This is a genomic window from Novosphingobium sp. BL-A-41-Hi4A-0G, from assembly GCF_055521735.1.
Genome location: NZ_CM145501.1, coordinates 1,200,395 through 1,221,410, shown reverse-complemented (window position 1 = coordinate 1,221,410; position 21,016 = coordinate 1,200,395). Strand labels below are relative to the sequence as shown.

Sequence of the window (21,016 nt, the reverse complement as noted above, 5' to 3'; positions counted from 1 at the left end):
TCAGGCAACCAGACCCAGCGGATTCTCGATCAGGTTCTTGAACGCCTGCATAAGTTCGGCACCGTCCGCGCCGTCGATTGCGCGATGGTCGAAGCTGCCGGTCGCCGACATCACCGTGGCGATGCCCAGCGCGCCATCGATCACATAGGGCCGCTGCTCGCCCGCGCCGACCGCCATGATCATCGCCTGGGGCGGGTTGATCACGGCATCGAAGCTCTTGATTCCGAACATGCCGAGGTTTGAAAGCGAAGCCGTGCCGCCCTGATACTCGTGCGGCTGCAGCTTGCCCTCGCGCGCCTTGTTCGCCAGCGCCTTCATCTCGGTGGCGATGGCCGAGACCGACTTGGCTCCCGCATCGACGATGATCGGCGTGATCAGGCCCGAAGGCGCAGCAACGGCCACCGAAATGTCGGCACGCTTGAAGCTGCGCAACTCATCGCCGGCAAAGCTGACATTGCACTTGGGCACCTGCACCAGCGCCTTGGCCAGCGCCTTGATGATCAGGTCGTTCACCGAAAGCTTCACGCCCTGCGCCTCGAGCGCCTTGTTCAGTTGCCCGCGCAGCTTGAGCAGCGCATCGAGCTGGATGTCGACCGTCAGATAGATGTGCGGGATCGTCTGCTTCGCCTCGGTCAGGCGGCGCGCGATGGTCTTGCGAACATTGTTGAGCTTGGCCGCTTCATAGGGGATGCCGAAGTCTGGAACTGCAGCCGGTGCCGATGCGGCGACTGGCGCAGCGGCAGGTGCGGCTGCAGGGGCAGCAATGGCAGCCGGAGGAGCAGCGCCGGGCTTTGCATCCTCGACGTCGGCCTTGACGATTCGGCCGTTCGGGCCGGAGCCTGCAACGCCCGAAAGGTCGATGCCCTTGTCTGCTGCAATGCGCTTGGCGAGCGGACTGGCGACGATGCGATCACCCTTGGCAGCCGGAGGAGCAGCAACCACCGGCGCAGGGGCGGCTGAAGGCGCAGGTTCTGGTGCGGGAGCCGGAGTTGGCGCGGGTGCCGGGGCCGCCGCCTTCGGGGCAGGCGCGCTCGCATCGTCGTCCTCGCCCGCAATCATCGCGATCACGGTGCCGACCTTCACGCCTTCCGAGCCTTCGGCCACGTCGATCGAAACGATAGTGCCCTCGTCAACCGCCTCGAACTCCATCGTCGCCTTATCGGTCTCGATCTCGGCCATGATGTCGCCGGAGGAAACCTTGTCGCCCACTTTCACCAGCCACTTTGACAGAGTTCCCTCTTCCATCGTGGGCGAGAGTGCGGGCATCTTGATGGCGATGGGCATGGGCGTTTTTCCGTGTCCTGATGGCGCGAAGCAGAGGTGCCGTAGCGGAAACCTCTCCTGCATCTTTTGTCAGGCCCATTTCACCAGCATGGCGCGTCGGGTCAAGTGGCTTGCCGCTTGCACCGCATACGAATTTGCCGATACGAGGGTTTCGAGAGGACAAAGGTCATGTCGCAACGCATCTATCTGGTGATCATGGACGAGACCGACGAGGCTAAGGCAGCCTTGCGCTTCGCTGCGCGCCGTGCCGTCCGCACAGGCGGCGCCGTCCATATCCTCGCGCTCGTGCCGCAACAGGAGTTCGTCGCGTTCGGCGGCGTGCAGGCCACGATCGAGGAAGAAGCGCGCGACCGGGCCGAGGTTCTCGCAATGACAGCCGCCGGGAGTCTCGCCAGCGAATCCGGGCTGACCCCGGTCATCGCCGTCCGCCAGGGCGATGGCCCGAAGGTCGTGCGCGAATACCTCGCCGAACATCCGGAGATCTCGGCACTGGTCCTCGGCGCTTCGGGCGGCAACAACCCCGGCCCGCTGGTCACTCACTTCGCAGGGATTGCAGGCCAGCTCCCCTGCCCGCTGATGATTGTCCCCGGCGCCCTGCCGGACGAGGAAGTCGACCGCTTCAGCTGATCACTTCTTCCTGCGCCCCTGGTGGCGGATGTTGGACGGCCGCCCGTGCTTGCCCGGCACGTAGTTGCCCTGCCGCTTTGGCTTGTGCCCCAGCTTTTCGCCACGCCGCTCGATCCGCTGCACGCCTTCGGCCACATCCACCGGCTCGAACTTGAGCGCCCCGGTCAGCGGATTCGCTTCGGCGAGCCGCAGCTTGAGGATCTGCCCCATGGCAAACTCCTCACCGCTCAGCTCCCCGATCAGCCGCTGCGCCTTCTCGTCATAGTTGAACCGCTCGGCCCCCAGCGTCGAGACCGGCACCAGCCCGTCCCCGCCCAGCCCGATGATCGTCGCGAAGAGGCCGAACTTCTGCACCCCTGTAATGCGCGTATCGAACACCTCGCCCACCTTGCCCGAGAGCCACGCCGCCACGTACCGGTCGATGGTATCGCGCTCGGCCTCCATCGCCCGCCGCTCGGCGTTGCTGATCGCTTCGGACACACGCGCCAGATCGCCACGGTCCCGGTCCGAAAGCCCCGAAGTCGGCGGCAGGTCAGCCTTCGGGCGCGGCTGCTCCAGCCCATAGGCATCGACTAGAGCGCGATGCACCAGCAAGTCGGAATAGCGCCGGATCGGCGAGGTGAAGTGCGCGTAAGAACCCAGCGCCAGCCCGAAGTGCCCCGCATTGCGCGGCCCGTAATAGGCCTGCGTCTGGCTGCGCAGCACCGCCTCCATGATCAGCGCCTTCTCCGCCTCGTCCGAAATGTCCTTGAGCATCCGGTTGAACAGCGATGGCGTAACCACTTGACCCAGCGTGAACTTGCGCTCGAACGTGGCGAGGTAGTCCTTCAACGCTACCAGCTTCTCCCGGCTCGGCGGCTCGTGGATACGATAGACCACCGGGGCAACCTTGGCCTCCAGCGCCTTGGCCGCCGCCACGTTTGCCGCAATCATGAAGTCTTCGACCACGCGGTGCGCATCGAGCCGCTCGCGAATCGCGATCTCGGCAATCTTGCCCTGGGAATCGAGCACCACGCGCCGCTCGGGCAGTTCGAGGTTCAGCGGATCCCGCGCATTGCGCGCCTTCTCCAGCAGTCGCCACGCAGCCCACAAGTTCTGCAGATGCGCCTCGGCCTCGCCGGCATCGATCCGCCGCTGCGCTTCCTCATAGGCAATCACTTCAGCGATCCGCACCACGGCGCGGGTAAACCGCCATTCGCGGATATGACCCGAACTGTCGATCGACAGGTGGCAAGCCATCGCCGCCCGGTCCGCCCCCATCTTCAGCGAGCAGACCTTCGCCGAAAGCACTTCGGGTAGCATCGGCACGACGCGGTCGGGGAAATAGACCGAATTGCCGCGCTTCCTCGCCTCGCGATCCGTCTGCCCGCCCGGCCGCACATAATAGCTGACGTCCGCAATCGCCACGACCGCACGGAAGCCCCCTTCCCCGTCCTGCTCTGCCCAGATCGCATCGTCATGGTCGCGTGCGTCGGCAGGATCGATGGCAACGATCGGCAAATGACGCAGATCCTCGCGCGTTTCCTCGCTGACCGGCAACTTAGCCGCCAGTTCCGCCTCGGCAATCGCGCCTTCAGGGAATACGAAGGGAATGCCATGCTTGTGGATCGCGATCAGGCTGAACGCACGCGGCGCCAGCGGATCGCCCAGCACCGCCACGACACGCATTCCCGAACGCGGTGACCGACCGGCAGGTTCGGCGAGAACCAGTTGCCCTTCTTCGGCCCCACCAAGGTCGGAAATCGGAACGGCATTGCGAACCCGCTTGTCAACCGGAGCGAGCCAGCCCTTGCCGGTGCCGTCAAGTTCGACGACACCCATCATCTGCTCTTCGCCGCCCTGCAGCTTCTTCATCGGATGGGCGATCCAGCCCTTGCCCGCCTCCTCGGTCCGCGCCAGCACGCGATCACCCACGCGCAGCGCAGCATTGCGATCGCGCTGCTTCCCGCGCGGTTCCACCACTCGCAGCCGCGGCGGAGGGCTGGCATCTTCCGGGCTCCAGCTGTCAGGAATGGCCACCGGCTCGCCCTCGTCGATCTCGACGATGCGCAACACGGTCACCTTGGGCACGCCGCCCATCGCGTGGAATGCGCTACGGTTGCCGTCGATCAGGCCTTCCTCGGCCATGTCCTTGAGCAGCGCCTTGAGCGCGATCTTCTCCGCCCCCTTAAGCCCGAAAGCCTTGGAAATCTCGCGCTTGCCCGCAGGCTCGTCGGACTGGGCGATGAAATCGAGCACCTGCTGGCGCGTCGGGAGAACTTGCGGAAACTTGAATTTAGCCATCCCGGGCATGTGGTCGCTAAGCCACGTGATGGCAAGCGCTCATGGCTTGGCCAGCGGACCGAACTGGCCACCTGGAACCGCCGAAGCAACGGGACTCTCGCTTCCGTCCACCGCCACCGCGCTCACCCCGAAGAGCCAGTCATCGGCGCGAACGCCCGGTAGGCTGGCCTTGACCTCTGCCGTCTCGAGCAGCCGCGTTTCCCACATTGGCGCATCCGTCCGCCGCTGCCACAGCACATAGCGAACCGCGCCCGGCACCGCCTGCCATTCCACATCCGTACTCGGCTGCACCGCCCCCTTCACCACCGGCGCTGGCGGCATCGGCGTCCGCGCCAGCTTCGAAAGCGCCTGAACATTCAGGCGGGTCACCTTGGCAAGATAGGGAAAATCCATCTCGTCTACGGTATCACCAAACTTCACCCCGCCTTCGGTGCGCAAATCCTGATGCTGGTGCTCATAGTCCTCGACCGCCACGGTAAACCGCACCGCCGGATAGCCCTTGTCCGAGAATGGCAACTGGTCCCCGCCCCGGCCCAGTCTGTCAGCCCGCCAGATCTGCCGTACCGCCAGCCCCTTGCCATCCTTCTCGGCGAGCTTGGCCACCCAACGCGAGATATTGCGCGAAGGACTGTCGTTTTCCCCACCATACCTGCGCATCTGTGCCCGCAAGGCATCGGTCGCATCGGCGCGCGGCCCTTCGGACAATAAGCGCACGTGCGCATCGTCCTTGTATCCATCCGCCCCGGTTGAACCGCCAACGATATCGTTGTTGAGCACGGCCTTCACCGTCCAGCCCTGCTGCGCGGCGTAGTCGGCCAGCAACTTGCCACCGAACAGGCCTTGCTCCTCGCCTGACAGAGCAGCATAGATGATGGTCGTCGGAAACTTTTCCTTCGACAGTACCCGCGCTGCTTCCAGCACCAACGCCGTACCGGAACCGTCATCGTTCGCGCCGGGTGCATCCTTGACCGCATCGAGAGGGTCCGAAACGCGGCTGTCTATGTGGCCCTGCACAATCACGACTTCGTTCGGCCGCTCGCTCCCGCGCTGGATCGCCACCACGTTGACGAGCCGCGTCGGCACCGGCACCCGGTCACCACTCACCACCGTTTCAGGAAGCACGATCTCGAGGCAGCCCCCGCAAGCTGCAGCCGTCTTGCGAAACTCCCCTTCCGCCCACTTGCGCGCAGCGCCGATCCCACGCTTTGGGTCGGTCTGCGAAGACAGCGTATGCCGCGTGCCAAAGCTGACCAGTTTCTCGACATCGGCCCGCAACCGCGCCTCGGAAATCGCTTCCTCGGGTGCCGCGACAGCAGCGGTGGAGACAAGCAGCGGGATCAGGACCAGAGCGTTTCTCATGGACGCAGACCTTACCGGCCCAAAGCACCACGCCAAGCCCACCCGTCAAAAAGGGTGGATCTCTCAAGGTGCTATTCGCGCGGAATACATTGCGCGCGGAGACGCGCGGAGAAAGATGGAGAAACCGAAGACGGCTGCGCCGCAGGCTTCATCGTCTCTCGCTCTTTCTCCCCTTCTCCGCGTCTCCGCGCGAACAAGATCTAGAATCAGTAAGACCGTGCGATCAGGATCTTCTCGACCGCAGGCTCGCCCGTAAACGGACAGACCCCATCGGGCTTCGCCGCATCGAGCGGCGTGTTGCGGATCGTCAGCTTCAGCGCCTTCAACTGCTCGACAACCTTGTCCAATGCCTCGCCGGTGGGCTTGCTCCAGCCCATCTCGACCCAGCCCGGATACTTGTTGCCTTCGGCAAAGTAGGCCTTCAGCCCGGCGAGATCGGTCACATCGCGCACGATCTGCGCATCGCGACGGTCCCGCGCTTCCTCGTAAAGCGCAGTCTGGATCGCTTCGAGTTCCGCCGCCGCCGTAGCGATGAAATCGTCCTTGGCCTGACCGACAAAGTTCGGCTTTGCATCCGCACGCCACAGCCTGTCGCGGCGCAGGGCCGAAACCATGCCGCCCTCGGCATCGCGCCCCCCGATCTCGAGGATCAGCGGCACGCCCCGCTTCACCCAGGCCCAGCGCTTCTGCGTGGCCTTGCCGGGACGCTTGTCGAGCAGCACGCGCATGCGCTCGCCGAAGGCAGACTGCTTGGAAAGGGCCTTGCGGATCTCTTCACAATAGGCGAGCAGCGCCTCGTCACCATCGTTGTCGCGTAGCATCGGAAGGATCACGATTTGCTGCGGTGCGATCTGCGGTGGCACGCGAAGGCCATCGTCATCACCGTGCGTCATGATCACGCCGCCGATCAGGCGCGTCGAAACGCCCCACGATGTGGTGTGCGCCAGCGCCTGCTGGCCTTCCTTGTCCTGATAGCGGATGCCGGCCGCCTGCGCGAATGTGGTACCCAGATAGTGCGAAGTGCCAGCCTGCAGCGCCTTGCCGTCCTGCATCATCGCCTCGATCGAGAACGTCTCAACCGCGCCGGGGAAGCGCTCGTTCTCGGGCTTGGGGCCTGCGATTACCGGCATCGCCAGCGGGCCTTCCGCAAAGGCGCGATACATTTCGAGCGCGCGCAGTGTTTCCTTCATCGCATCCGCTTCATCAGCGTGCGCAGTGTGGCCTTCCTGCCAGAGAAACTCGCTGGTGCGCAGGAACATGCGGGTGCGCATTTCCCAGCGCACAACGTTGGCCCACTGGTTCACCATCAGCGGCAGATCGCGCCAGGACTGGACCCAGCGTGCCATCGCCGCGCCGATCACCGTCTCGGACGTCGGGCGGACGACCAACGGTTCCTCCAGCTTTGCTTCGGGATCCGGCGTCAACCCGCCCTTGCCGTCAGCAATCAGGCGGTGATGCGTGACGACTGCCATTTCCTTGGCGAAGCCTTCAACGTGCTCAGCTTCCTTGGCGAAGTAAGACAGCGGGATGAACAGCGGGAAGTAGCAGTTCTCGACGCCAGCTTCCTTGATCTCGGCATCCATCAGCTTCTGGATGCGTTCCCAGATGCCGTAGCCCCATGGGCGGATCACCATACAGCCGCGCACGCCGGATTCCTCGGCAAGCTCGGCCTCGGCGATCACGGCCTGATACCACTGGGCGAAGTCGTCGGCGCGCTTCACATTGAGCGCGTGCTTTATTGCGGGCTGATTCATGGGCTTGCGCGTTAAAGCGCAAAACGCCTTCTCGCAATGCCCGGCGCGGCCTTGCGAGAAGGAAAAGGGGGTTACTTGGAAAGCTGGTCGAGCTTCTTCTGCATCTCGGCCATCTGCTTGCGCAGACCATCGAGGTCATCGGCCTCGGAGGCAGGGACCGCTTCATCCTTTGCCGCAGCACCCGGAACGAAAGCCGCAGCGGCAGCCTTGAACATTTCCATATTGCGCTGGGCAATCTGGGCAAGCGGGTTGGCCCCGATGCTTTCCTCAATCGCCTTGCGCATCTTGGCCTGGTTCTCGCGGAAGTGCTCCATCGATGCTTCGAGGTAGCCCGGCAGGAAAGCCTGCATCGAATTGCCGTACATCGAGATCAGCTGGCGCAGGAAATTGGTCGGCAGCATCTGCTCACCCGCCGACTCTTCTTCCATGATGATCTGCGTCAGGATCGCATGGGTCAGATCCGCGCCGGTCTTGGCGTCAATCACCTGAAAGTCCACGTTATCCTTCACCATCTGGGCAAGATGGTCGAGCGTGATATAGCTGGAAGTGCTGGTATTGTAGAGGCGACGGTTGGCGTATTTCTTGATTATAACCGTGCCGCCATTCTTGGAATCACTGGCCATGGTGGACCCCCCGCTGCGACGTTAAGAAGCTTTTAGCATGTGCAGCATGTGCGGCGCAACAAATCTTGACCAGTCCAATCAATTACCGCTTTGGCGCGAAAAGCGTTTTCCCATCAGCGTGAGCAGTTCGTACTGCGAAAGACCGCTCTGATTGGCAGCAGACGGCAGCTCGTAATCTGCGACCAGCCAGTCACCCTCCTTGCAGTCCGGCATGTCCGAAAGGTCGACGATCGTCAGGTCCATCGACACGCGCCCAAGCACGCGCGCCTTGCGGCCCTGCCAGTGGAAACTCCCGATGCACGACCAGCAGCGCAAGTACCCATCGGCATAACCGATCGCCAATACCCCGACGCGGATCGGCGAACTGGCCGTAAACAACGCGTTATAGCCAACCTTGTCGCCCGGTTGCAGTTCGCGGACCTGAAGCACCGCTGCCTCGGGCCTGACGACCTGAGCGATCTTGCCCGCAAGTTCGGACCGCGCCACACCGCCGTACAGAGCAATGCCGGGCCGCGTCAGGTCGGCATGGAAAGACTCGCCCAGCGCAATCCCCGCGCTGTTTGCAAGGCTATAGCGACGCGCGGGAACCTGCGCCCTCACCGCCTCGAACCGCCTGCGTTGGTCTTCGTTCTGGGCAACGTCCTCGTCAGCGCTGGCAAGGTGGCTCATGCAGATGTCTACATCGAGGGAGGCCAGAGCGGGGTCGGACAGGTCAGCGAGTGACAGCCCGAGTCGGTTCATCCCGGTGTCCACCATCAGGTGGCAGGCACCGCCGCCGCTCTCCTGCCAGACGCGAACCTGATGCAGACTGTTGAGCACGGGGCGCACCCCCGTCGCCCGGGCGAAGTCCGCTTCGGCAGCACTGGCCGGGCCATGGAGGACCGCGATCTGTTCAGGAGGAACAAGCTCAAGAATTTCAGGGACTTCAGACCAGTGCGCCACAAAGAAGTCGCGACATCCCGCTGCCGAGAGTACCGGCATGACCCGCGCGGCACCTACGCCATAGGCATCGGCCTTGACCGCAGCCCCCGCTGCAGCCTTGCAGGACAGGTCATCAAGCGTGCGCCAGTTCGCGGCAAGTGCGTCAGCGTCGAAGCCGAGGCGCAGGGAGGCAGGGGGTAGCGGGGTGATGTCAGTCGTCCGTGAAATCGGTCGGAAGCCCCGGCTTCAATCCCCATAGCGAGACGAGAAATGCAACCAGAACAATGACCCAGGTGTACCATAGCCCGGCATAGGGATCGCCGGTCCGCGCCACGATGTAGCTCGAAATCAGCGGCAGGAAACCCCCGAAGTATCCTGTCCCAAGATGATAGGGGATCGACATCGAGCTATAGCGGATACGCGGAGGGAACATTTCCGAAAGGAGCGCCGCCACCGGCCCATACGTCGCGCCCGACATTGCCATCAGGAGGACAAGGGCGACGAGGACCAGGGCGAGGCGTCCGGTCGAAGGCTTCACCTTGGCAAAATCGTAGCCGTAAGTGGAGAGTTCCGCCTGCAGGGCCTTGGCGCGTTCAGCGGCCTTGCCAGTCCATGGATAGCTCTCGAGAGTTAGCGCTCTGCCTCCGACAGTTGCGGTGAAGTTGCCCGTTTGCCTCAGAGAGTAGGAGATTCCCGACGCCGAGAGATCGGCGAGCAATTTGCCGCACCGGCTGTTCTGTTCGGCCGCGAAGGGACTGTAATCACAGTCAGAACCGGAAACGACCACCGGGTTCCTCTGCGCAGCAGCTGCAAGCTCCGGATTCGCCGCCGAGCCCAGCAGCCAGAACGTCGGGAACAGCAGCAGGAGAGTCAGAGCATACCCGATGACGATGGGCTTCTTGCGCCCGATGCGGTCCGAGAGTGCGCCGGCAATTAGATAGAACGCCATGCCGATGGCGCCGCCAATGCCGACGATGACCTCCGCCGTCGTATCGTCCATCCGCATGGCGGACTTGAGAAATCCGAGGCTGGAGAACATCGCCGTGTACCAGATCACGGTCAATCCAGCGGCGATGCCGAACAGCGCGATGAATATCCGGCGCTTGTTGCCGGGATAGGTGAAGCTTTCGACGAAGGGGTTACCCGCAAGTTCGCCCTGCTCCTTCATCGCCTTGAAAACAGGGCTTTCCGATAGCTTGAGCCGCATCCACAGCGACACGCCGAGCAGGGCGAGACTGACGAGGAACGGCACGCGCCACCCCCAAGCATTCCACACCACTTCGCTCATCAACCCCTTGCTTGAAAGCACCACGATCAGGCTCAGGACGAAGCCGCCGACCACGCTCGCTTGGATGTAGCTGGTGTAATAGCCGCGCCTGCCGCCGGGGGCATGTTCGGCGACATAGACCGCCGCACCGCCATACTCACCGCCAAGTGCAAGTCCTTGAAGAACGCGCAGAAAGATGACGATGGCAGGTGCCAGCAAGCCGATGCTGTCCGCCGACGGGATGAGCCCTACCCCCGCCGTGGCGATGCCCATCAGCGTTACGGTGACGAGGAACGTGTACTTGCGGCCGAGCTTGTCACCCAGGTAGCCGAACAGCACCGCACCCAAGGGGCGGAAGCCGAAGCCGACGGCAAAACCTGCCCAGACGAGCAGGAGCTGCAGCGTTGCGTTGTCGGACGGGAAGAAGGTCCTGCCGATGATTGCAGCGAGCGTGCCATAGATGAAAAAATCGTACCATTCGAACACGGTACCGGCAGAACTTGCGGCAATGACGAGGCGGATTTCCGAAGCACTCGGCTCAGGCATCTGCCCGTTGGCAATGGTGGACGACACGCAGAATTCCCCCGACACGTATTTGTTGGCTGGTGCTGTAGCGAAGGGGCCGCGCCTGCGGCAAGCCCTGCTTTGCTTCAGGCGGAAACCGGAGCTGGAAGCGCATCAAGCGCCGCATCCCAAGCCAGCAGGATTGCGGCATGACGGGCGGGATAGCCAAGAGCCGGTGCCAGAAGACCAACTCCCGGCCAGTCAGGCTCACTCCCCTCACCCGCCAGCCAAAGCGCAATGGCGTCGCGGGCAGCCACGATATCGGCGCGAGTCCGACCTCGAGCGCTCCGGGCGAAGAGGTTGGCAGCCGCCTGCCCCACCGCACAGGCGTGAGGGCGCAAGGCGACACGCTCGATTGCTCCGACCGGGTCAAGCATCAGGCCAAGTTCGATGGCGCTGCCGCAGCTGCGCGACCGAGCCGAACCTCGCAGCGGCAAGGTTTCATCCCACGGAAACTCGGCCAGCCCCATTGCTGAGGCAAGGATTTCGGGCGTGTAGAGCCCGCGCGTGCTCATCTCAGTCACCCAGAACTTGCTGGCGAGCCTTGCGCTTGGCCACTTCCTTCGCCTGCTCTGCCGCAGCTTCGCGCCGTTCCGAGATAAGGGTCAGCAATTCCTCGCTGGCGGCGTTCAGGAACGGATAGGTGCGGGATTCCACGATCCAATCGGGCCGACCATCCTCACCCCAGACCAGATCGTATCCGAAGACTACGATCGAATAGCCCAGCACGACGATGATGAAGCCCTTCACCGCACCGAAGCCGAAGCCAAGCAAGCGGTCTATCGGGCCGATCACGGATTCGCGGCTTGTGCTTCCCATGCGGCGCGCGATCATCCGGGTGCCGAGATAAGGCAAGAGCAGCAGCAGGAAGAACGCAAGAACGCCTGCGCCCGTCTCCGTCGGCAAGTGATCGGCCAGCCACAGCGTGAGCGGCTCGTGAAAGTAGTGAACCGCCAGCAAGGCAAGGCACCACGCGGCCAGCGACAGGACCTCCTCGACGAAGCCGCGCATGAAACCGCCGACGGCACCGATGCCGACGAGGATGAGGACTACATAATCAAGGCCGGTCATATCCCTGAAAACCTATGAGCCGCCCATCACCCGGTCAATCAGATTTGGCAGGAGCTTGAGCGGGGAATAGCGCAAGCCATCCACCTTTTCTGCCCCCGCCTCCGGCCCGCAACCGAGCGTAAAGCCAAGTTTTGCAGCCTCACGCAGGCGCACAGGCGTGTGGGCAACCGGGCGAACTTCACCAGCGAGAGAAACTTCACCGAACCAGATCGATGATTGTGGCAGCGGGCGATCGGACAAGGCCGAGATCAAGGCCGCAGCGACCGCAAGATCGGCCGCCGGATCGGTCAGCCGGTATCCGCCCGCGACATTGAGATAGACTTCAGCAGTCGAGAAACTGAGCCCGCATCGGGCTTCTAGTACGGCAAGAAGCATCGCGAGGCGACCACTGTCCCAACCGACGACCGCACGGCGAGGCGTTGCACCGCTCGCCAGGCGGACAGTGAGGGCCTGGATCTCGACCAGAACGGGACGTGTGCCTTCAAGCGCGGGGAACACTGCGCTGCCCGCTACCTGGTCCTCACGCCCCGAAAGGAACAGCATCGAAGGGTTGCCGACTTCCTCCAGCCCCGCCCCTGCCATGGCGAAGACGCCGATTTCATCCACAGCACCGAAGCGGTTCTTCAAGGCACGCAGGATGCGGTACTGGTGGCTGCGTTCCCCCTCGAAGCTCATCACCACATCAACCATGTGTTCGAGCACACGGGGGCCGGCGATGGAACCGTCCTTTGTAACGTGGCCGACCAGAACCAGAGCGACGCCGTTCTCCTTGGCGTAGCGGATCAGTTCGAACGCGCAGCCACGCACCTGACTGACCGTGCCCGGTGCGCCTTCGATCTGGTCGGAATGCATGGTCTGGATCGAATCGATCACCAGCAGCGACGGCGGGTTCATCGAGCCGAGGGTCGTCAGGATGTCGCGCACCGAAGTAGCAGCCGCGAGCTGGATCGGCGCCTTGCCAAGGCCCAACCGGTCAGCCCGCAGGCGCACCTGATCCGACGCTTCTTCGCCGCTGATGTAGATCGCATCGCCGCCTGCCATCGCGACCTTGGCCGATGCCTGCAGCAGGAGCGTGGACTTGCCGATACCCGGATCGCCACCCATCAGGATCGCGCAGCCCGGCACCAGACCACCGCCCAACGCACGGTCAAATTCGGCGATTCCGGTCGACCGGCGAACCGGCAGGGCGATGGGCGCATCGAGGGGCACGAAGGCAACGCGGCGGCCACCGCTCGACAGATCGTGCTTGGACGAGAAGATCGTTTCGGGCGCTTCTTCGGCGAGCGTGTTCCACTCACTGCAATCGGCGCACTGACCCTGCCAGCGATTGGTGACGCTGCCACAGGCCTGGCAGACGAAGCGACGTTTGGGTTTGGCCATGTCCGCCAACTACCAGAACATAGATGGAACGCAAGCCATGTCCCGCCGAAATGGCAGCGGTTGCCGGTAGCGGTTTGCTAACCATGGTGTCTGGGATCATCCTTAACGGAGGATCAGGTATGTCCCTTATCCATGGCTGCGCCGACCAATCATTTCCTTGGCATAGATCCCAAGATGTACCGCCACTTCGCGGTCATCACCGTGGCCTTGTCCACGGTCGTGGCCGTGTTTGCCGATGGCGATGCGCAGCAGGCCATGGCAAAGAGCCAGAAAGTTGCCAGACACAACGCAGCCGAGACGCGGGCTGCCAAGGCCAAACTGACTGACAAGAGATCAGACAAGCGCAAATCAGGCGGCGGTGGGGGCTTCAATGGACCTTTCGGCGCACCGATGGATGGCGGCGGTGGCGGTGACAGCAGCTACATTCCGGCCGGAATGGTGGTGCAACCAGCGCCAATCATCATCGAAGTTGATCAGAGAGCGCTTGCCCGCATGACGCCCGAGCAGCGCGCCGCCTATCTGCGCAAGCTGGAAGAAGAGCGGCTGAAACGGATGGCGCAAGAGCCGATCCTGCCAACGCAGCAGCAGATCAGCGCACTGGCCGAACAGTCGGCTGCCCGGTCCGGGTCCGAAAGCATCGACTGAGATCAAAAGAGAATGGTGCCCCTGGCCCGACTCGAACGGGCACGTATCGCTACAAACGATTTTGAGTCGTTCGCGTCTACCATTCCGCCACAGGGGCACTTCAGGGCACCGGCCTTAGCCAGTGCCCTGTCAAAAGGTCAAGCGCCGCGAAGCGCTCCGGCAAGAAGCTTGTGCAGCTTCGAGTGCAGCGCATCGTTACCGGCAAGGATCGTCTCGTCACAGATCGGCTGCGAGCGGCCCTTGTAGTCGGACACGAAGCCGCCCGCCTCACGGACCAGCAGGCAACCGGCAGCCGTATCCCAGGGATAGAGGCCTGATTCCCAGAAGCCATCGAAGCGACCGGCAGCGACCCATGCGAGATCGAGCGAGGCGACACCAAAGCGCCGTATCCCGGCGATACGCGGGCCAAGTTCGGCGTAGATCCTGGCCCACTCGTTAATGTCACCGCGGCCGGCAAACGGAATGCCGGTGGCGATCAGCGCTTCGTCCATGTGGCGACGCGCCGAGACGCGCAGGCGACGGTCCTGCAACCAGGCGCCCTGCGATTTTTCGGCCCAGAAGCTTTCGTCGGTGATCGGCTGATAGACCAGCGCTGCGGTGACTTCACCCCAGCCCTTTCCGTCCAGCGTCGGTTCCTGCACGGCGATCGAGATCGCGAAGTGCGGGATGCCGTGGAGGAAGTTGGTCGTACCGTCGAGCGGGTCGATAATGAAGCGGGGCTTGCCCGGTTCGCCAGCGATCTCGCCGCCTTCTTCCATAAGGAAGCCCCAGCCCGGACGTGCCGCACGCAGTTCGTCCCACAAGGTGCGTTCGGCGTGCTGGTCTGCCTTCGAGACGAAGTCTGCCGGGCCCTTCTTGCTGACCTGAAGATGCTCGATCTCCCCGAAGTCGCGGCGCAGGCGGCCACCCGCCTTGCGCGCCGCACGCTCCATCACGCGCATCAGGCCGGAAATGGCTGCCATCGATCAGCCCACCTTGCCGACGTACGTACGCTCGTAGACGTCGACGATGATGCGGGTGCCGCTGCCGATGTGCGGCGGAACCATCACGCGCACGCCGTTGTCGAGAATGGCGGGCTTGTAGCTGGACGAAGCGGTCTGGCCCTTAACCACGGCGTCGGCCTCGACGATGGTCGCTTCGACCTGGTCGGGCAGCTGCACCGAAATCGGGCGCTCGTCGTACATTTCGAGGAGGACGGTCATGCCATCCTGCAGGAACGCGGCGGCATCGCCGAGAAGATCGGACGGCAGCGTGATCTGGTCGTAGGTTTCGACGTCCATGAACACCAGATCGTCGCCCTCGGCATAGAGGAACTGGAAGTCCTTGGTGTCGAGACGGACGCGCTCGACAGTGTCGGCGCTGCGGAAGCGGACGTTGGTCTTGCGGCCGTCGATGAGGTTCTTCATCTCGACCTGCATGAAGGCGCCGCCCTTGCCGGGCTGGGTATGCTGGGTCTTGGCGACCTTCCAGATGCCCTTTTCGTATTCCAGGATATTGCCCGGACGGATGTCCACGCCGCTGATCTTCATGATGGAAAGAGCCTTACCGTGAGTAGGGAAGCGCGGCCCTTAGCGGTTCGGGCGCGAAGCTTCAAGCGTGATTGCCTGATGCGGGCACGGCGTGCTAGCGCGAAGCCAATGAAGCGCGTGGTCATTCTTGTCGTCGGAGTACTTGGCTTGGCCAGCGTGGCGCAGGCCGTGCCTGGAGGCAAGCTCATGGTCCTGCCCAAGGGTGACTGGACGTGCGAGATTCCGGGGGACGCCACGGTAACTCCAGTCGCCAAGCCTGAACTGGGCTTTGAGACGATTGCCGACTCGTCCTATGTCGCGCCCGATGGTTCGCGGGGGAGCTATCTGCGCCTGGCAGACCGGCTCACGCTGACCAGCGGCGTCTTTTCGGGGCGGCGGTTCGTGATGGATGGCGAGGAGATCCTGCGCGAACTGGGGACCGACGACGCGCCGACGGGGCTGCGCTGCGTCCACGCGGGTCCTCTCTCCCTTACGACCTAGACCGCGGTCACACTGTCTCTCCGCATGCGCCAGTAGGCGTAGGCGATGATCCCGGCAAAGGCGATGACGCCAACCGGGAGCGCGGCAGGGAAGCCGTCGGCAATGGCGAGTGCATCGGGATTGTCCGTCGCGGCGACGATGGCGGCGTAGGCGATATTGAACAGGCTGTCGCCGACGATCAGGCCGGTTGCGGTGAGCACACCCATCCGTTCGGCAAACTCCGGCGCTGACTGGCGCGCGGCCCACTTGTTGTAAAGGTGGCCGACGACTGCGCCGACAATGACCATCATGGTCACCTGCGTGGGCAGGTACATCCCCATGCCGACAGCCAGCGGCGGAAGAGAGCCGCGGCCTGCGCGCTTGAGCAGTTCGTCGACGAAGACGACGCCTGCGCCGATGGCAGCGCCAAGGCCAACGAGGTTCCAGTCGAGACTGCCGCCAAGCACGCCTTGCGCGATGGCGGATATGAGCGAGGCTTGGGGGGCGGACAGCGCGTTCTCCCCTGCCCCCGGTGCGCCCTGGAAGCCGAAGGTGGAGTTGAGCAGGTCGAGAATTGGCGGAATCACCAGTGCGCCGAACAGCACGCCGAGGATCAGGGCGACCTGCTGTCGCCATGGCGTCGCCCCGACGAGTTGGCCGGTCTTGAGGTCTTGCAGGTTGTCGTTCGAGATCGTCGCAACGCCGAAGACGATGGCCGTGACGAAGAGTGCGAAGGCGACCAGCGCCTTGGTGTCCGCCTCGCTGCCGCCTTGACCGAACAGAGCGAGAAGCAGGAGCGAGATGCCGAGCGCGGCGAGAATGCCGACGCCCGAGATAGGGCTGTTCGATGCGCCGATCAGGCCGGCCATATAGCCGCACACCGAAGCGATGACGATGCCTGCAACCAGCACGTAAATCACCGAGGCCGTGAGGGTCAGGCCTAGCGCTCCAGCGACCGGGCCGCCGACAGCGAAGTCGGCAAGCAGCAGGGCAATCGGGACCATCGCGAGGATGATCGTGCCGCCGACGATGCCGATGGGAATATCGCGCTCGGACAACTCAAGGCCAGACATACCGGCTCCGCTGCGGGCGCGGTTGGCGGCGATGGCAGCGGTGATGCCACGCACGATGGGTCCGATCACACGCAGCAGAGTCCAGATCGCGGCGACACCGATGGTGCCCGCGCCGATGAAGCGAACCTTCTGGCGGAACACTGTGCCGATGAAGTCGGCGAGTTCGGTCCCAGCTGGAATTCCCCCTGCCGTGAGTTGCGGGAGGAGGACGCCGAAGCTGATGACGATCCCCACGAGCATGGCGATGCCGACTGCAAGACCGACGAGGTGGCCCACGCCGACCAGTGCCAGAGAGAGACCGCCGAATAGCATCGATCCGCCCGAACCGACCTTGAACGCGCCGCCTACTTCCTCGACTGCGAGCTTCATCTTGGCGAGCAGCGGGTAGAGCGCGGCAAGCAGGCCACCGGCGGTGACAGCGGCAAGCCCCTTGCGGTTCTCTTCGGCTCCACCAACGCCCGCGCCAACCTTGAGCACTTCTGCTGCGGCAACGCCTTCAGGGTATGGCAGGTCCGAGCCCGTCACCAGCGCGCGGCGCAGCGGGACCGAGTACATGACGCCGAGGATGCCGCCGACTGCGATTACCGCGACAGACTCCCAGTAGGGGAAGTCCGCCCACCATCCCACCGTGACAAGGCCGGGCAGGACGAAGACGATAGCCGAAAGCGTGCCCGCAGAGCTGGCGATAGTCTGGACGATGTTGTTTTCCTGGATCGTTGTCCCGGAAAAGGCACGCAGCACGGCCATCGATATCACGGCTGCGGGAATGGATGTTGCAAACGTCAGGCCGATACGCAGGCCTAGGTAAACGTTTGCGGCAGTGAACACGACCGTGAGTATCGCGCCCAGCACCACGCCGCGAAGTGTCAGTTCCCTTGGGGCAATCCCGCTCATTCGTGCTCCATGCGCTGCGACCGGTCTTCTGTCTTGCACGGGCAGCCGCGCATGGGAAGCCGCATCAGCTTACAAACGAAACCTTCGTCGAACCTGAGACCATCTGCGCAAGCCGTGCGGCATCCCAGTTCGTCAGGCGCACGCAGCCATGGCTCTCGGCGCGGCCGATGGTCTGCGGCTCGGGCGTGCCGTGGATGCCATAATGCTCCTTGGACAGGTCGATCCATACCACGCCAACCGGACCGTTCGGACCAGGAGGAAGGAGATGCTCGCCCTTGCTGTCGGGAACGTCCCAGAACAGGCTGGCATCGTACGAAAACTCGGGATTGAACGAGGTTCCGTTGATCTTCCAGTCGCCGAGCGGAAGCGGGTCCTTTTCCGAACCGGTCGTAACCGTGAACACAGCAACCAGTTTGTCGGCCTTGTCATAGGCCATGAGCGTGCCATTGGACTTGCTTACAACGATCCGCGCCGCTTCGGGCTGGGCGTCACTCACCCCAAGCGTGGCTAGCGTCGCAAGCCAGCCCTTGTTGTCAACCTTTGACGGATCGATGCGATCGCCACCGGTACTAGGCACTCGTATCTGTTGACCCGCCGCGAAGGCGCCGTTTGCAATCTGTGGATTGAGCCCGTGCAGAACTTCGGGCGTGGTATGGAAGCGTTCCGCCAGCTTCTCCTCGAGCGAGGTGTAGGCCATTTCGGGAAGCTTGGCCTGTTGCGCAGGATCCTTGGGTAGCGGGACGAATGGACCCTTGGCGAAGTCATCGGGGATGGTGACGATGCGCGTTGCGGTAATGTTCGACCATCGGCCAAGCGCCTGCATCGTCGGCGCATCGAACTTGCCTGAAACAGGCAGATCGCTCGCCTTCTGGAAACCGCTGACGGCGTTGGTAGTAGACAGGCCCGTCTTGCCGTCGATCACACCGGGAGAAAAGCCGAGGCGTTCGAGCACGACCTGCGCTTGCATCACCGGACGGGCGGCGTCTTCAGGCGCAGCAGGTTGCCCCGGTGCCGGATCCGTCGAAGCCATTGGTACGACGAAAGCGGGAGCCGCTGCAACGGTTTCGGTCGGGGCGGGATCGGGCTTCCGGGAATTACAGGCGGTCAGCGCAAGGACGGCAAGCGCGGCAGCGGAAAAACGGGGCATCGGGATTCCATTATGGTTTCCGTGACAAAACCCCGGCCCCGTCCGCTCGTTCCCTCAATCCTCTACGGTCACTCGGGGATTGGCACGGATTGCATCGAAGAAGGCCGCGACGTTGGCCGCTTCGTCACCATTCCACACGGCATTGCTGACAGCGAGGAAGTCCGCGCCTGCCTGGACCAATGGGCCGCAATTGGCAGGCGTGATGCCGCCGATCGCGACACAGGGCAGTTCGAAGATCGACTGCCACCACTCAAGCAGGTCCAGCCCGGCGACGTGCTTGGTCTCCTTTGTGCTCGATGGAAAGAACGCGCCGAAGGCCACGTAATCGGCACCCGCATCGCCCGCATCCATCGCCATGTGGCGACTGTCGTGGCAGGTAACACCGATCTGGGCATTCCGCCCGAGGCGGTCGCGCGCATCCTTAACGTCGCCATCGTCCTGCCCCAGATGAACCCCGTCAGCTCCGAGGCGCTTGGCCAGACTGATGGAATCGTTGATGATGAAGGCAACGTCCCGATCAGCACAGATGCGCTGCAGAGGCTCGGCAAGTGTTGCTGCGGCATGCTCGTCGATGCCCTTCACCCGGAACTGGAACGCGGCAACCGGGCCGGCGTCAAGCGCCCGTGCAAGTCTGTCAGGAAAAGTACCGCCCACGTCGAGCGGGGAGATCAGGTAGAGTTCTGAGGATAGCTTGGCCATGGCGCGCGCCTTATCGCTTCACAGGCCAAGCTGCAACGTCGGTTCCGGAACGGTTCATGCGCCAACCGCATTGTCGTCGAATGACCAAAACACTTCTTGCCCTGATCCCCGCTATCTCGCTCGCTTCATGCGCCGTGATCCCAAAGGCCGAACGCACCGACGGCTTCGCCATGATCGGCGAAACGACGCTGGTCGGCAGCGCCAAGGTTCGCCCCGACGCCCTGATCGAGGACAGCCGCTGCCCGATGAACGCTCGCTGCGTCTGGGCCGGACGCGTGATCGTCGAAGCAACGGTCATGCGCGGAGGAACCTTCGAGACCCGCAGGTTCACCTTGGGCGAGCCTTCAGACGGGCTTATGCTCGATTCGGTCGAACCGGGTCGGATGACCGATACGCAGCTTAAGCCTTCGGACTACCGCTTCCACTTCAGCGTGGCCCAATGAAAACGCCCCGCCCCGGCTGTGCCGGTGACGGGGCGGCCTTTCCGTCCTCTCAAACGGTAATGCTTACGCGGCGACGAGGGTCTTCTGCGTCGAGCCGGTGTAAATTTCGTCGATCGCGGCGCCCAGCGCTGCGTCGAATTCCGCGTCGGTCATCTGATGACGCAGGTCTTCGAGCAGGGCGCGGCTGAAGCTGGCGATGATGCCGGTGTTCTTGGCGAGTTCGACGCAAGCCTCGGGGCGCTTGTAACCACCCGAAAGCGCGACCACGCGCAGCACTTTGGGGTGCGCGACCAGCGGATCGAACGTGCAGGGCACGATCGGCAGCGAAAGCTTGAGCATGACCTGCGTGCCTTCAGGGAGCGCATCGAGGTTCTTGAGAATTTCCTCGAGCAGGATCGCGTCACACTCGGCGCGTGTCTCGCTCTTGATGTTCACTTCCGGCTCGATGATCGGCATCATGCCGTGGCTGAGCACTTGGCGGCCGACTTCGAACTGCTGAGCTACCACGGCGGCAATGCCTTCGCGGTTGGCCGAGTTGATCACCGAGCGTTCCTTGGTGCCATAGACGCCCATGGCCTTCGAACGGGTCAGCAGTTCGTCGAGCGTTGGCATCGGCTTCATCAGCTGGACACCGTTGACTTCGTCTTCCAGGCCCTTGTCGATCTTGATGAAGGGTACGACGCCCTTCTCGATCAGTGCCTGCGGAACCGGTTTGCCATCGACGGTACCGTCCATGGTGCGCTCGAACAGGATCGCGCCGATCACCTTGTCGCCATGAAAAACGTCGGAACGGATGATGCGGGCGCGCATCTCGTGGATCAGGCCGAACATTTCCTCTTCGGTGGTCCATGCATCTTCGGTCACGCCATAGCCCGCCAGCGCCTTTGGCGTCGATCCGCCCGACTGGTCGAGAGCGGCAATGAAGCCATTTCCGGAGGCCATCTTGGCGGTCATTTCGGTCGTGTTCATCAGCCCGTCCTGTTCTGGCGGAAAG

The 21,016-nt window shown here is 63.3% G+C and carries 20 protein-coding genes and 1 tRNA gene; 4 read left to right on the top strand and 17 right to left on the bottom strand.

The genetic code is table 11. The features are described 5' to 3' along the window. Nucleotides 1–1,284, bottom strand: coding sequence for a pyruvate dehydrogenase complex dihydrolipoamide acetyltransferase (locus ACZ1JX_RS05890; protein ID WP_465125823.1), 1,284 nt, complete (start codon nucleotides 1,282–1,284; stop codon nucleotides 1–3). A gap of 168 nt (nucleotides 1,285–1,452) precedes the next feature. On the opposite strand from ACZ1JX_RS05890, the gene ACZ1JX_RS05885 reads away from it, so the two are divergent. Beyond that, nucleotides 1,453–1,911 (top strand): universal stress protein, encoded by a 459-nt coding sequence (locus ACZ1JX_RS05885; RefSeq protein WP_465125822.1) that lies wholly within the window; start codon nucleotides 1,453–1,455, stop codon nucleotides 1,909–1,911. Here the strand turns inward: ACZ1JX_RS05885 and ACZ1JX_RS05880 are convergent, their stop codons facing one another. The 9 genes from ACZ1JX_RS05880 to radA form a co-directional block, all read right to left on the bottom strand. Then, nucleotides 1,912–4,194, bottom strand: a complete 2,283-nt coding sequence (locus ACZ1JX_RS05880) for a ribonuclease R family protein (protein WP_465125821.1) — start codon at nucleotides 4,192–4,194, stop codon at nucleotides 1,912–1,914. It lies immediately after the preceding gene. 39 nt (nucleotides 4,195–4,233) lie between these two features. Beyond that, nucleotides 4,234–5,553, bottom strand: a complete 1,320-nt coding sequence (locus ACZ1JX_RS05875) for a M28 family peptidase (RefSeq protein WP_465125820.1) — start codon at nucleotides 5,551–5,553, stop codon at nucleotides 4,234–4,236. A gap of 206 nt (nucleotides 5,554–5,759) precedes the next feature. Continuing rightward, nucleotides 5,760–7,307 (bottom strand): proline--tRNA ligase, encoded by a 1,548-nt coding sequence (gene proS / locus ACZ1JX_RS05870; RefSeq protein WP_465125819.1) that lies wholly within the window; start codon nucleotides 7,305–7,307, stop codon nucleotides 5,760–5,762. A 71-nt stretch (nucleotides 7,308–7,378) separates the two neighbouring features. Next, the gene (gene phaR, locus ACZ1JX_RS05865) at nucleotides 7,379–7,930 is read right to left on the bottom strand and encodes a polyhydroxyalkanoate synthesis repressor PhaR (protein ID WP_465125818.1); all 552 of its coding nucleotides are present in this window, start codon (nucleotides 7,928–7,930) and stop codon (nucleotides 7,379–7,381) included. 78 nt (nucleotides 7,931–8,008) lie between these two features. Then, nucleotides 8,009–9,061 (bottom strand): alanine racemase, encoded by a 1,053-nt coding sequence (gene alr / locus ACZ1JX_RS05860; RefSeq protein ID WP_465126367.1) that lies wholly within the window; start codon nucleotides 9,059–9,061, stop codon nucleotides 8,009–8,011. Between the two features lies 1 nt (nucleotide 9,062). Continuing rightward, nucleotides 9,063–10,664, bottom strand: coding sequence for an MFS transporter (locus ACZ1JX_RS05855; RefSeq protein ID WP_465126366.1), 1,602 nt, complete (start codon nucleotides 10,662–10,664; stop codon nucleotides 9,063–9,065). A 104-nt stretch (nucleotides 10,665–10,768) separates the two neighbouring features. After that, a complete protein-coding gene (locus ACZ1JX_RS05850) occupies nucleotides 10,769–11,197 on the bottom strand; it encodes an iron-sulfur cluster assembly scaffold protein (RefSeq protein ID WP_465125817.1) in 429 nt (142 codons plus the stop codon). Nucleotide 11,198: 1 nt separating this feature from the next. Further along, nucleotides 11,199–11,753 carry a CvpA family protein gene (locus tag ACZ1JX_RS05845; protein WP_465125816.1) on the bottom strand — a complete coding sequence of 185 codons (555 nt, stop codon included), beginning with the start codon at nucleotides 11,751–11,753 and terminating at the stop codon, nucleotides 11,199–11,201. A gap of 12 nt (nucleotides 11,754–11,765) precedes the next feature. After that, the gene (radA, locus tag ACZ1JX_RS05840) at nucleotides 11,766–13,133 is read right to left on the bottom strand and encodes a DNA repair protein RadA (protein WP_465125815.1); all 1,368 of its coding nucleotides are present in this window, start codon (nucleotides 13,131–13,133) and stop codon (nucleotides 11,766–11,768) included. Nucleotides 13,134–13,265: 132 nt separating this feature from the next. Between radA and ACZ1JX_RS05835 the strand changes: the two genes are divergently transcribed. Further along, the gene (locus ACZ1JX_RS05835) at nucleotides 13,266–13,778 is read left to right on the top strand and encodes a hypothetical protein (protein ID WP_465125814.1); all 513 of its coding nucleotides are present in this window, start codon (nucleotides 13,266–13,268) and stop codon (nucleotides 13,776–13,778) included. Between the two features lie 13 nt (nucleotides 13,779–13,791). Here the strand turns inward: ACZ1JX_RS05835 and ACZ1JX_RS05830 are convergent. The 3 genes from ACZ1JX_RS05830 to efp all read right to left on the bottom strand — a co-directional run bounded on the left by ACZ1JX_RS05830 (nucleotide 13,792) and on the right by efp (nucleotide 15,307). Continuing rightward, nucleotides 13,792–13,875: transfer RNA gene (locus ACZ1JX_RS05830), tRNA-Leu, on the bottom strand. A 40-nt stretch (nucleotides 13,876–13,915) separates the two neighbouring features. Further along, complete coding sequence (locus ACZ1JX_RS05825; RefSeq protein ID WP_465125813.1) at nucleotides 13,916–14,740, bottom strand: inositol monophosphatase family protein; 825 nt, start codon at nucleotides 14,738–14,740, stop codon at nucleotides 13,916–13,918. A gap of 3 nt (nucleotides 14,741–14,743) precedes the next feature. Continuing rightward, nucleotides 14,744–15,307: an elongation factor P gene (gene efp / locus ACZ1JX_RS05820; RefSeq protein ID WP_144907081.1), complete on the bottom strand. Its 564-nt coding sequence runs from the start codon at nucleotides 15,305–15,307 to the stop codon at nucleotides 14,744–14,746. A 108-nt stretch (nucleotides 15,308–15,415) separates the two neighbouring features. Between efp and ACZ1JX_RS05815 the strand changes: the two genes are divergently transcribed. After that, the gene (locus tag ACZ1JX_RS05815; RefSeq protein WP_465125812.1) at nucleotides 15,416–15,787 is read left to right on the top strand and encodes a hypothetical protein; all 372 of its coding nucleotides are present in this window, start codon (nucleotides 15,416–15,418) and stop codon (nucleotides 15,785–15,787) included. On the opposite strand, the gene ACZ1JX_RS05810 is transcribed toward ACZ1JX_RS05815, so the two are convergent. The 3 genes from ACZ1JX_RS05810 to thiE form a co-directional block, all read right to left on the bottom strand. Further along, on the bottom strand, nucleotides 15,784–17,733 hold the full coding sequence (locus ACZ1JX_RS05810) for an OPT family oligopeptide transporter (RefSeq protein WP_465125811.1): 1,950 nt from the start codon (nucleotides 17,731–17,733) through the stop codon (nucleotides 15,784–15,786). The two genes, ACZ1JX_RS05815 and ACZ1JX_RS05810, sit on opposite strands and share 4 nt — an antisense overlap. Before the next feature lie 64 nt (nucleotides 17,734–17,797). Further along, complete coding sequence (locus tag ACZ1JX_RS05805; RefSeq protein WP_465125810.1) at nucleotides 17,798–18,880, bottom strand: L,D-transpeptidase family protein; 1,083 nt, start codon at nucleotides 18,878–18,880, stop codon at nucleotides 17,798–17,800. A gap of 54 nt (nucleotides 18,881–18,934) precedes the next feature. Next, nucleotides 18,935–19,579 carry a thiamine phosphate synthase gene (gene thiE, locus ACZ1JX_RS05800; RefSeq protein WP_465125809.1) on the bottom strand — a complete coding sequence of 215 codons (645 nt, stop codon included), beginning with the start codon at nucleotides 19,577–19,579 and terminating at the stop codon, nucleotides 18,935–18,937. Nucleotides 19,580–19,659: 80 nt separating this feature from the next. Between thiE and ACZ1JX_RS05795 the strand changes: the two genes are divergently transcribed. After that, nucleotides 19,660–20,022, top strand: a complete 363-nt coding sequence (locus tag ACZ1JX_RS05795) for a hypothetical protein (RefSeq protein WP_465125808.1) — start codon at nucleotides 19,660–19,662, stop codon at nucleotides 20,020–20,022. A gap of 63 nt (nucleotides 20,023–20,085) precedes the next feature. Here ACZ1JX_RS05795 and ACZ1JX_RS05790 read toward each other — a convergent pair whose 3' ends face one another. Further along, the gene (locus ACZ1JX_RS05790) at nucleotides 20,086–20,991 is read right to left on the bottom strand and encodes a fructose bisphosphate aldolase (RefSeq protein WP_465125807.1); all 906 of its coding nucleotides are present in this window, start codon (nucleotides 20,989–20,991) and stop codon (nucleotides 20,086–20,088) included. Nucleotides 20,992–21,016 lie beyond the last annotated feature (25 nt).

Bases quoted from the DNA above. Each gene is read 5' to 3' on its own strand.
- ACZ1JX_RS05850 (WP_465125817.1), bottom strand. From the start codon at position 11,197: ATGAGCACGCGCGGGCTCTACACGCCCGAAATCCTTGCCTCAGCAATG.
- thiE (WP_465125809.1), bottom strand. From the start codon at position 19,579: ATGGCCAAGCTATCCTCAGAACTCTACCTGATCTCCCCGCTCGACGTG.
- ACZ1JX_RS05885 (WP_465125822.1), top strand. From the start codon at position 1,453: ATGTCGCAACGCATCTATCTGGTGATCATGGACGAGACCGACGAGGCT.
- radA (WP_465125815.1), bottom strand. From the start codon at position 13,133: ATGGCCAAACCCAAACGTCGCTTCGTCTGCCAGGCCTGTGGCAGCGTC.
- ACZ1JX_RS05835 (WP_465125814.1), top strand. From the start codon at position 13,266: ATGGCTGCGCCGACCAATCATTTCCTTGGCATAGATCCCAAGATGTAC.
- ACZ1JX_RS05790 (WP_465125807.1), bottom strand. From the start codon at position 20,991: ATGAACACGACCGAAATGACCGCCAAGATGGCCTCCGGAAATGGCTTC.
- ACZ1JX_RS05805 (WP_465125810.1), bottom strand. From the start codon at position 18,880: ATGCCCCGTTTTTCCGCTGCCGCGCTTGCCGTCCTTGCGCTGACCGCC.
- ACZ1JX_RS05845 (WP_465125816.1), bottom strand. From the start codon at position 11,753: ATGACCGGCCTTGATTATGTAGTCCTCATCCTCGTCGGCATCGGTGCC.
- ACZ1JX_RS05855 (WP_465126366.1), bottom strand. From the start codon at position 10,664: ATGCCTGAGCCGAGTGCTTCGGAAATCCGCCTCGTCATTGCCGCAAGT.
- ACZ1JX_RS05815 (WP_465125812.1), top strand. From the start codon at position 15,416: ATGAAGCGCGTGGTCATTCTTGTCGTCGGAGTACTTGGCTTGGCCAGC.
- efp (WP_144907081.1), bottom strand. From the start codon at position 15,307: ATGAAGATCAGCGGCGTGGACATCCGTCCGGGCAATATCCTGGAATAC.
- ACZ1JX_RS05825 (WP_465125813.1), bottom strand. From the start codon at position 14,740: ATGGCAGCCATTTCCGGCCTGATGCGCGTGATGGAGCGTGCGGCGCGC.
- phaR (WP_465125818.1), bottom strand. From the start codon at position 7,930: ATGGCCAGTGATTCCAAGAATGGCGGCACGGTTATAATCAAGAAATAC.
- proS (WP_465125819.1), bottom strand. From the start codon at position 7,307: ATGAATCAGCCCGCAATAAAGCACGCGCTCAATGTGAAGCGCGCCGAC.
- ACZ1JX_RS05795 (WP_465125808.1), top strand. From the start codon at position 19,660: ATGACCAAAACACTTCTTGCCCTGATCCCCGCTATCTCGCTCGCTTCA.
- ACZ1JX_RS05875 (WP_465125820.1), bottom strand. From the start codon at position 5,553: ATGAGAAACGCTCTGGTCCTGATCCCGCTGCTTGTCTCCACCGCTGCT.
- ACZ1JX_RS05880 (WP_465125821.1), bottom strand. From the start codon at position 4,194: ATGGCTAAATTCAAGTTTCCGCAAGTTCTCCCGACGCGCCAGCAGGTG.
- ACZ1JX_RS05810 (WP_465125811.1), bottom strand. From the start codon at position 17,733: ATGAGCGGGATTGCCCCAAGGGAACTGACACTTCGCGGCGTGGTGCTG.
- ACZ1JX_RS05890 (WP_465125823.1), bottom strand. From the start codon at position 1,284: ATGCCCATCGCCATCAAGATGCCCGCACTCTCGCCCACGATGGAAGAG.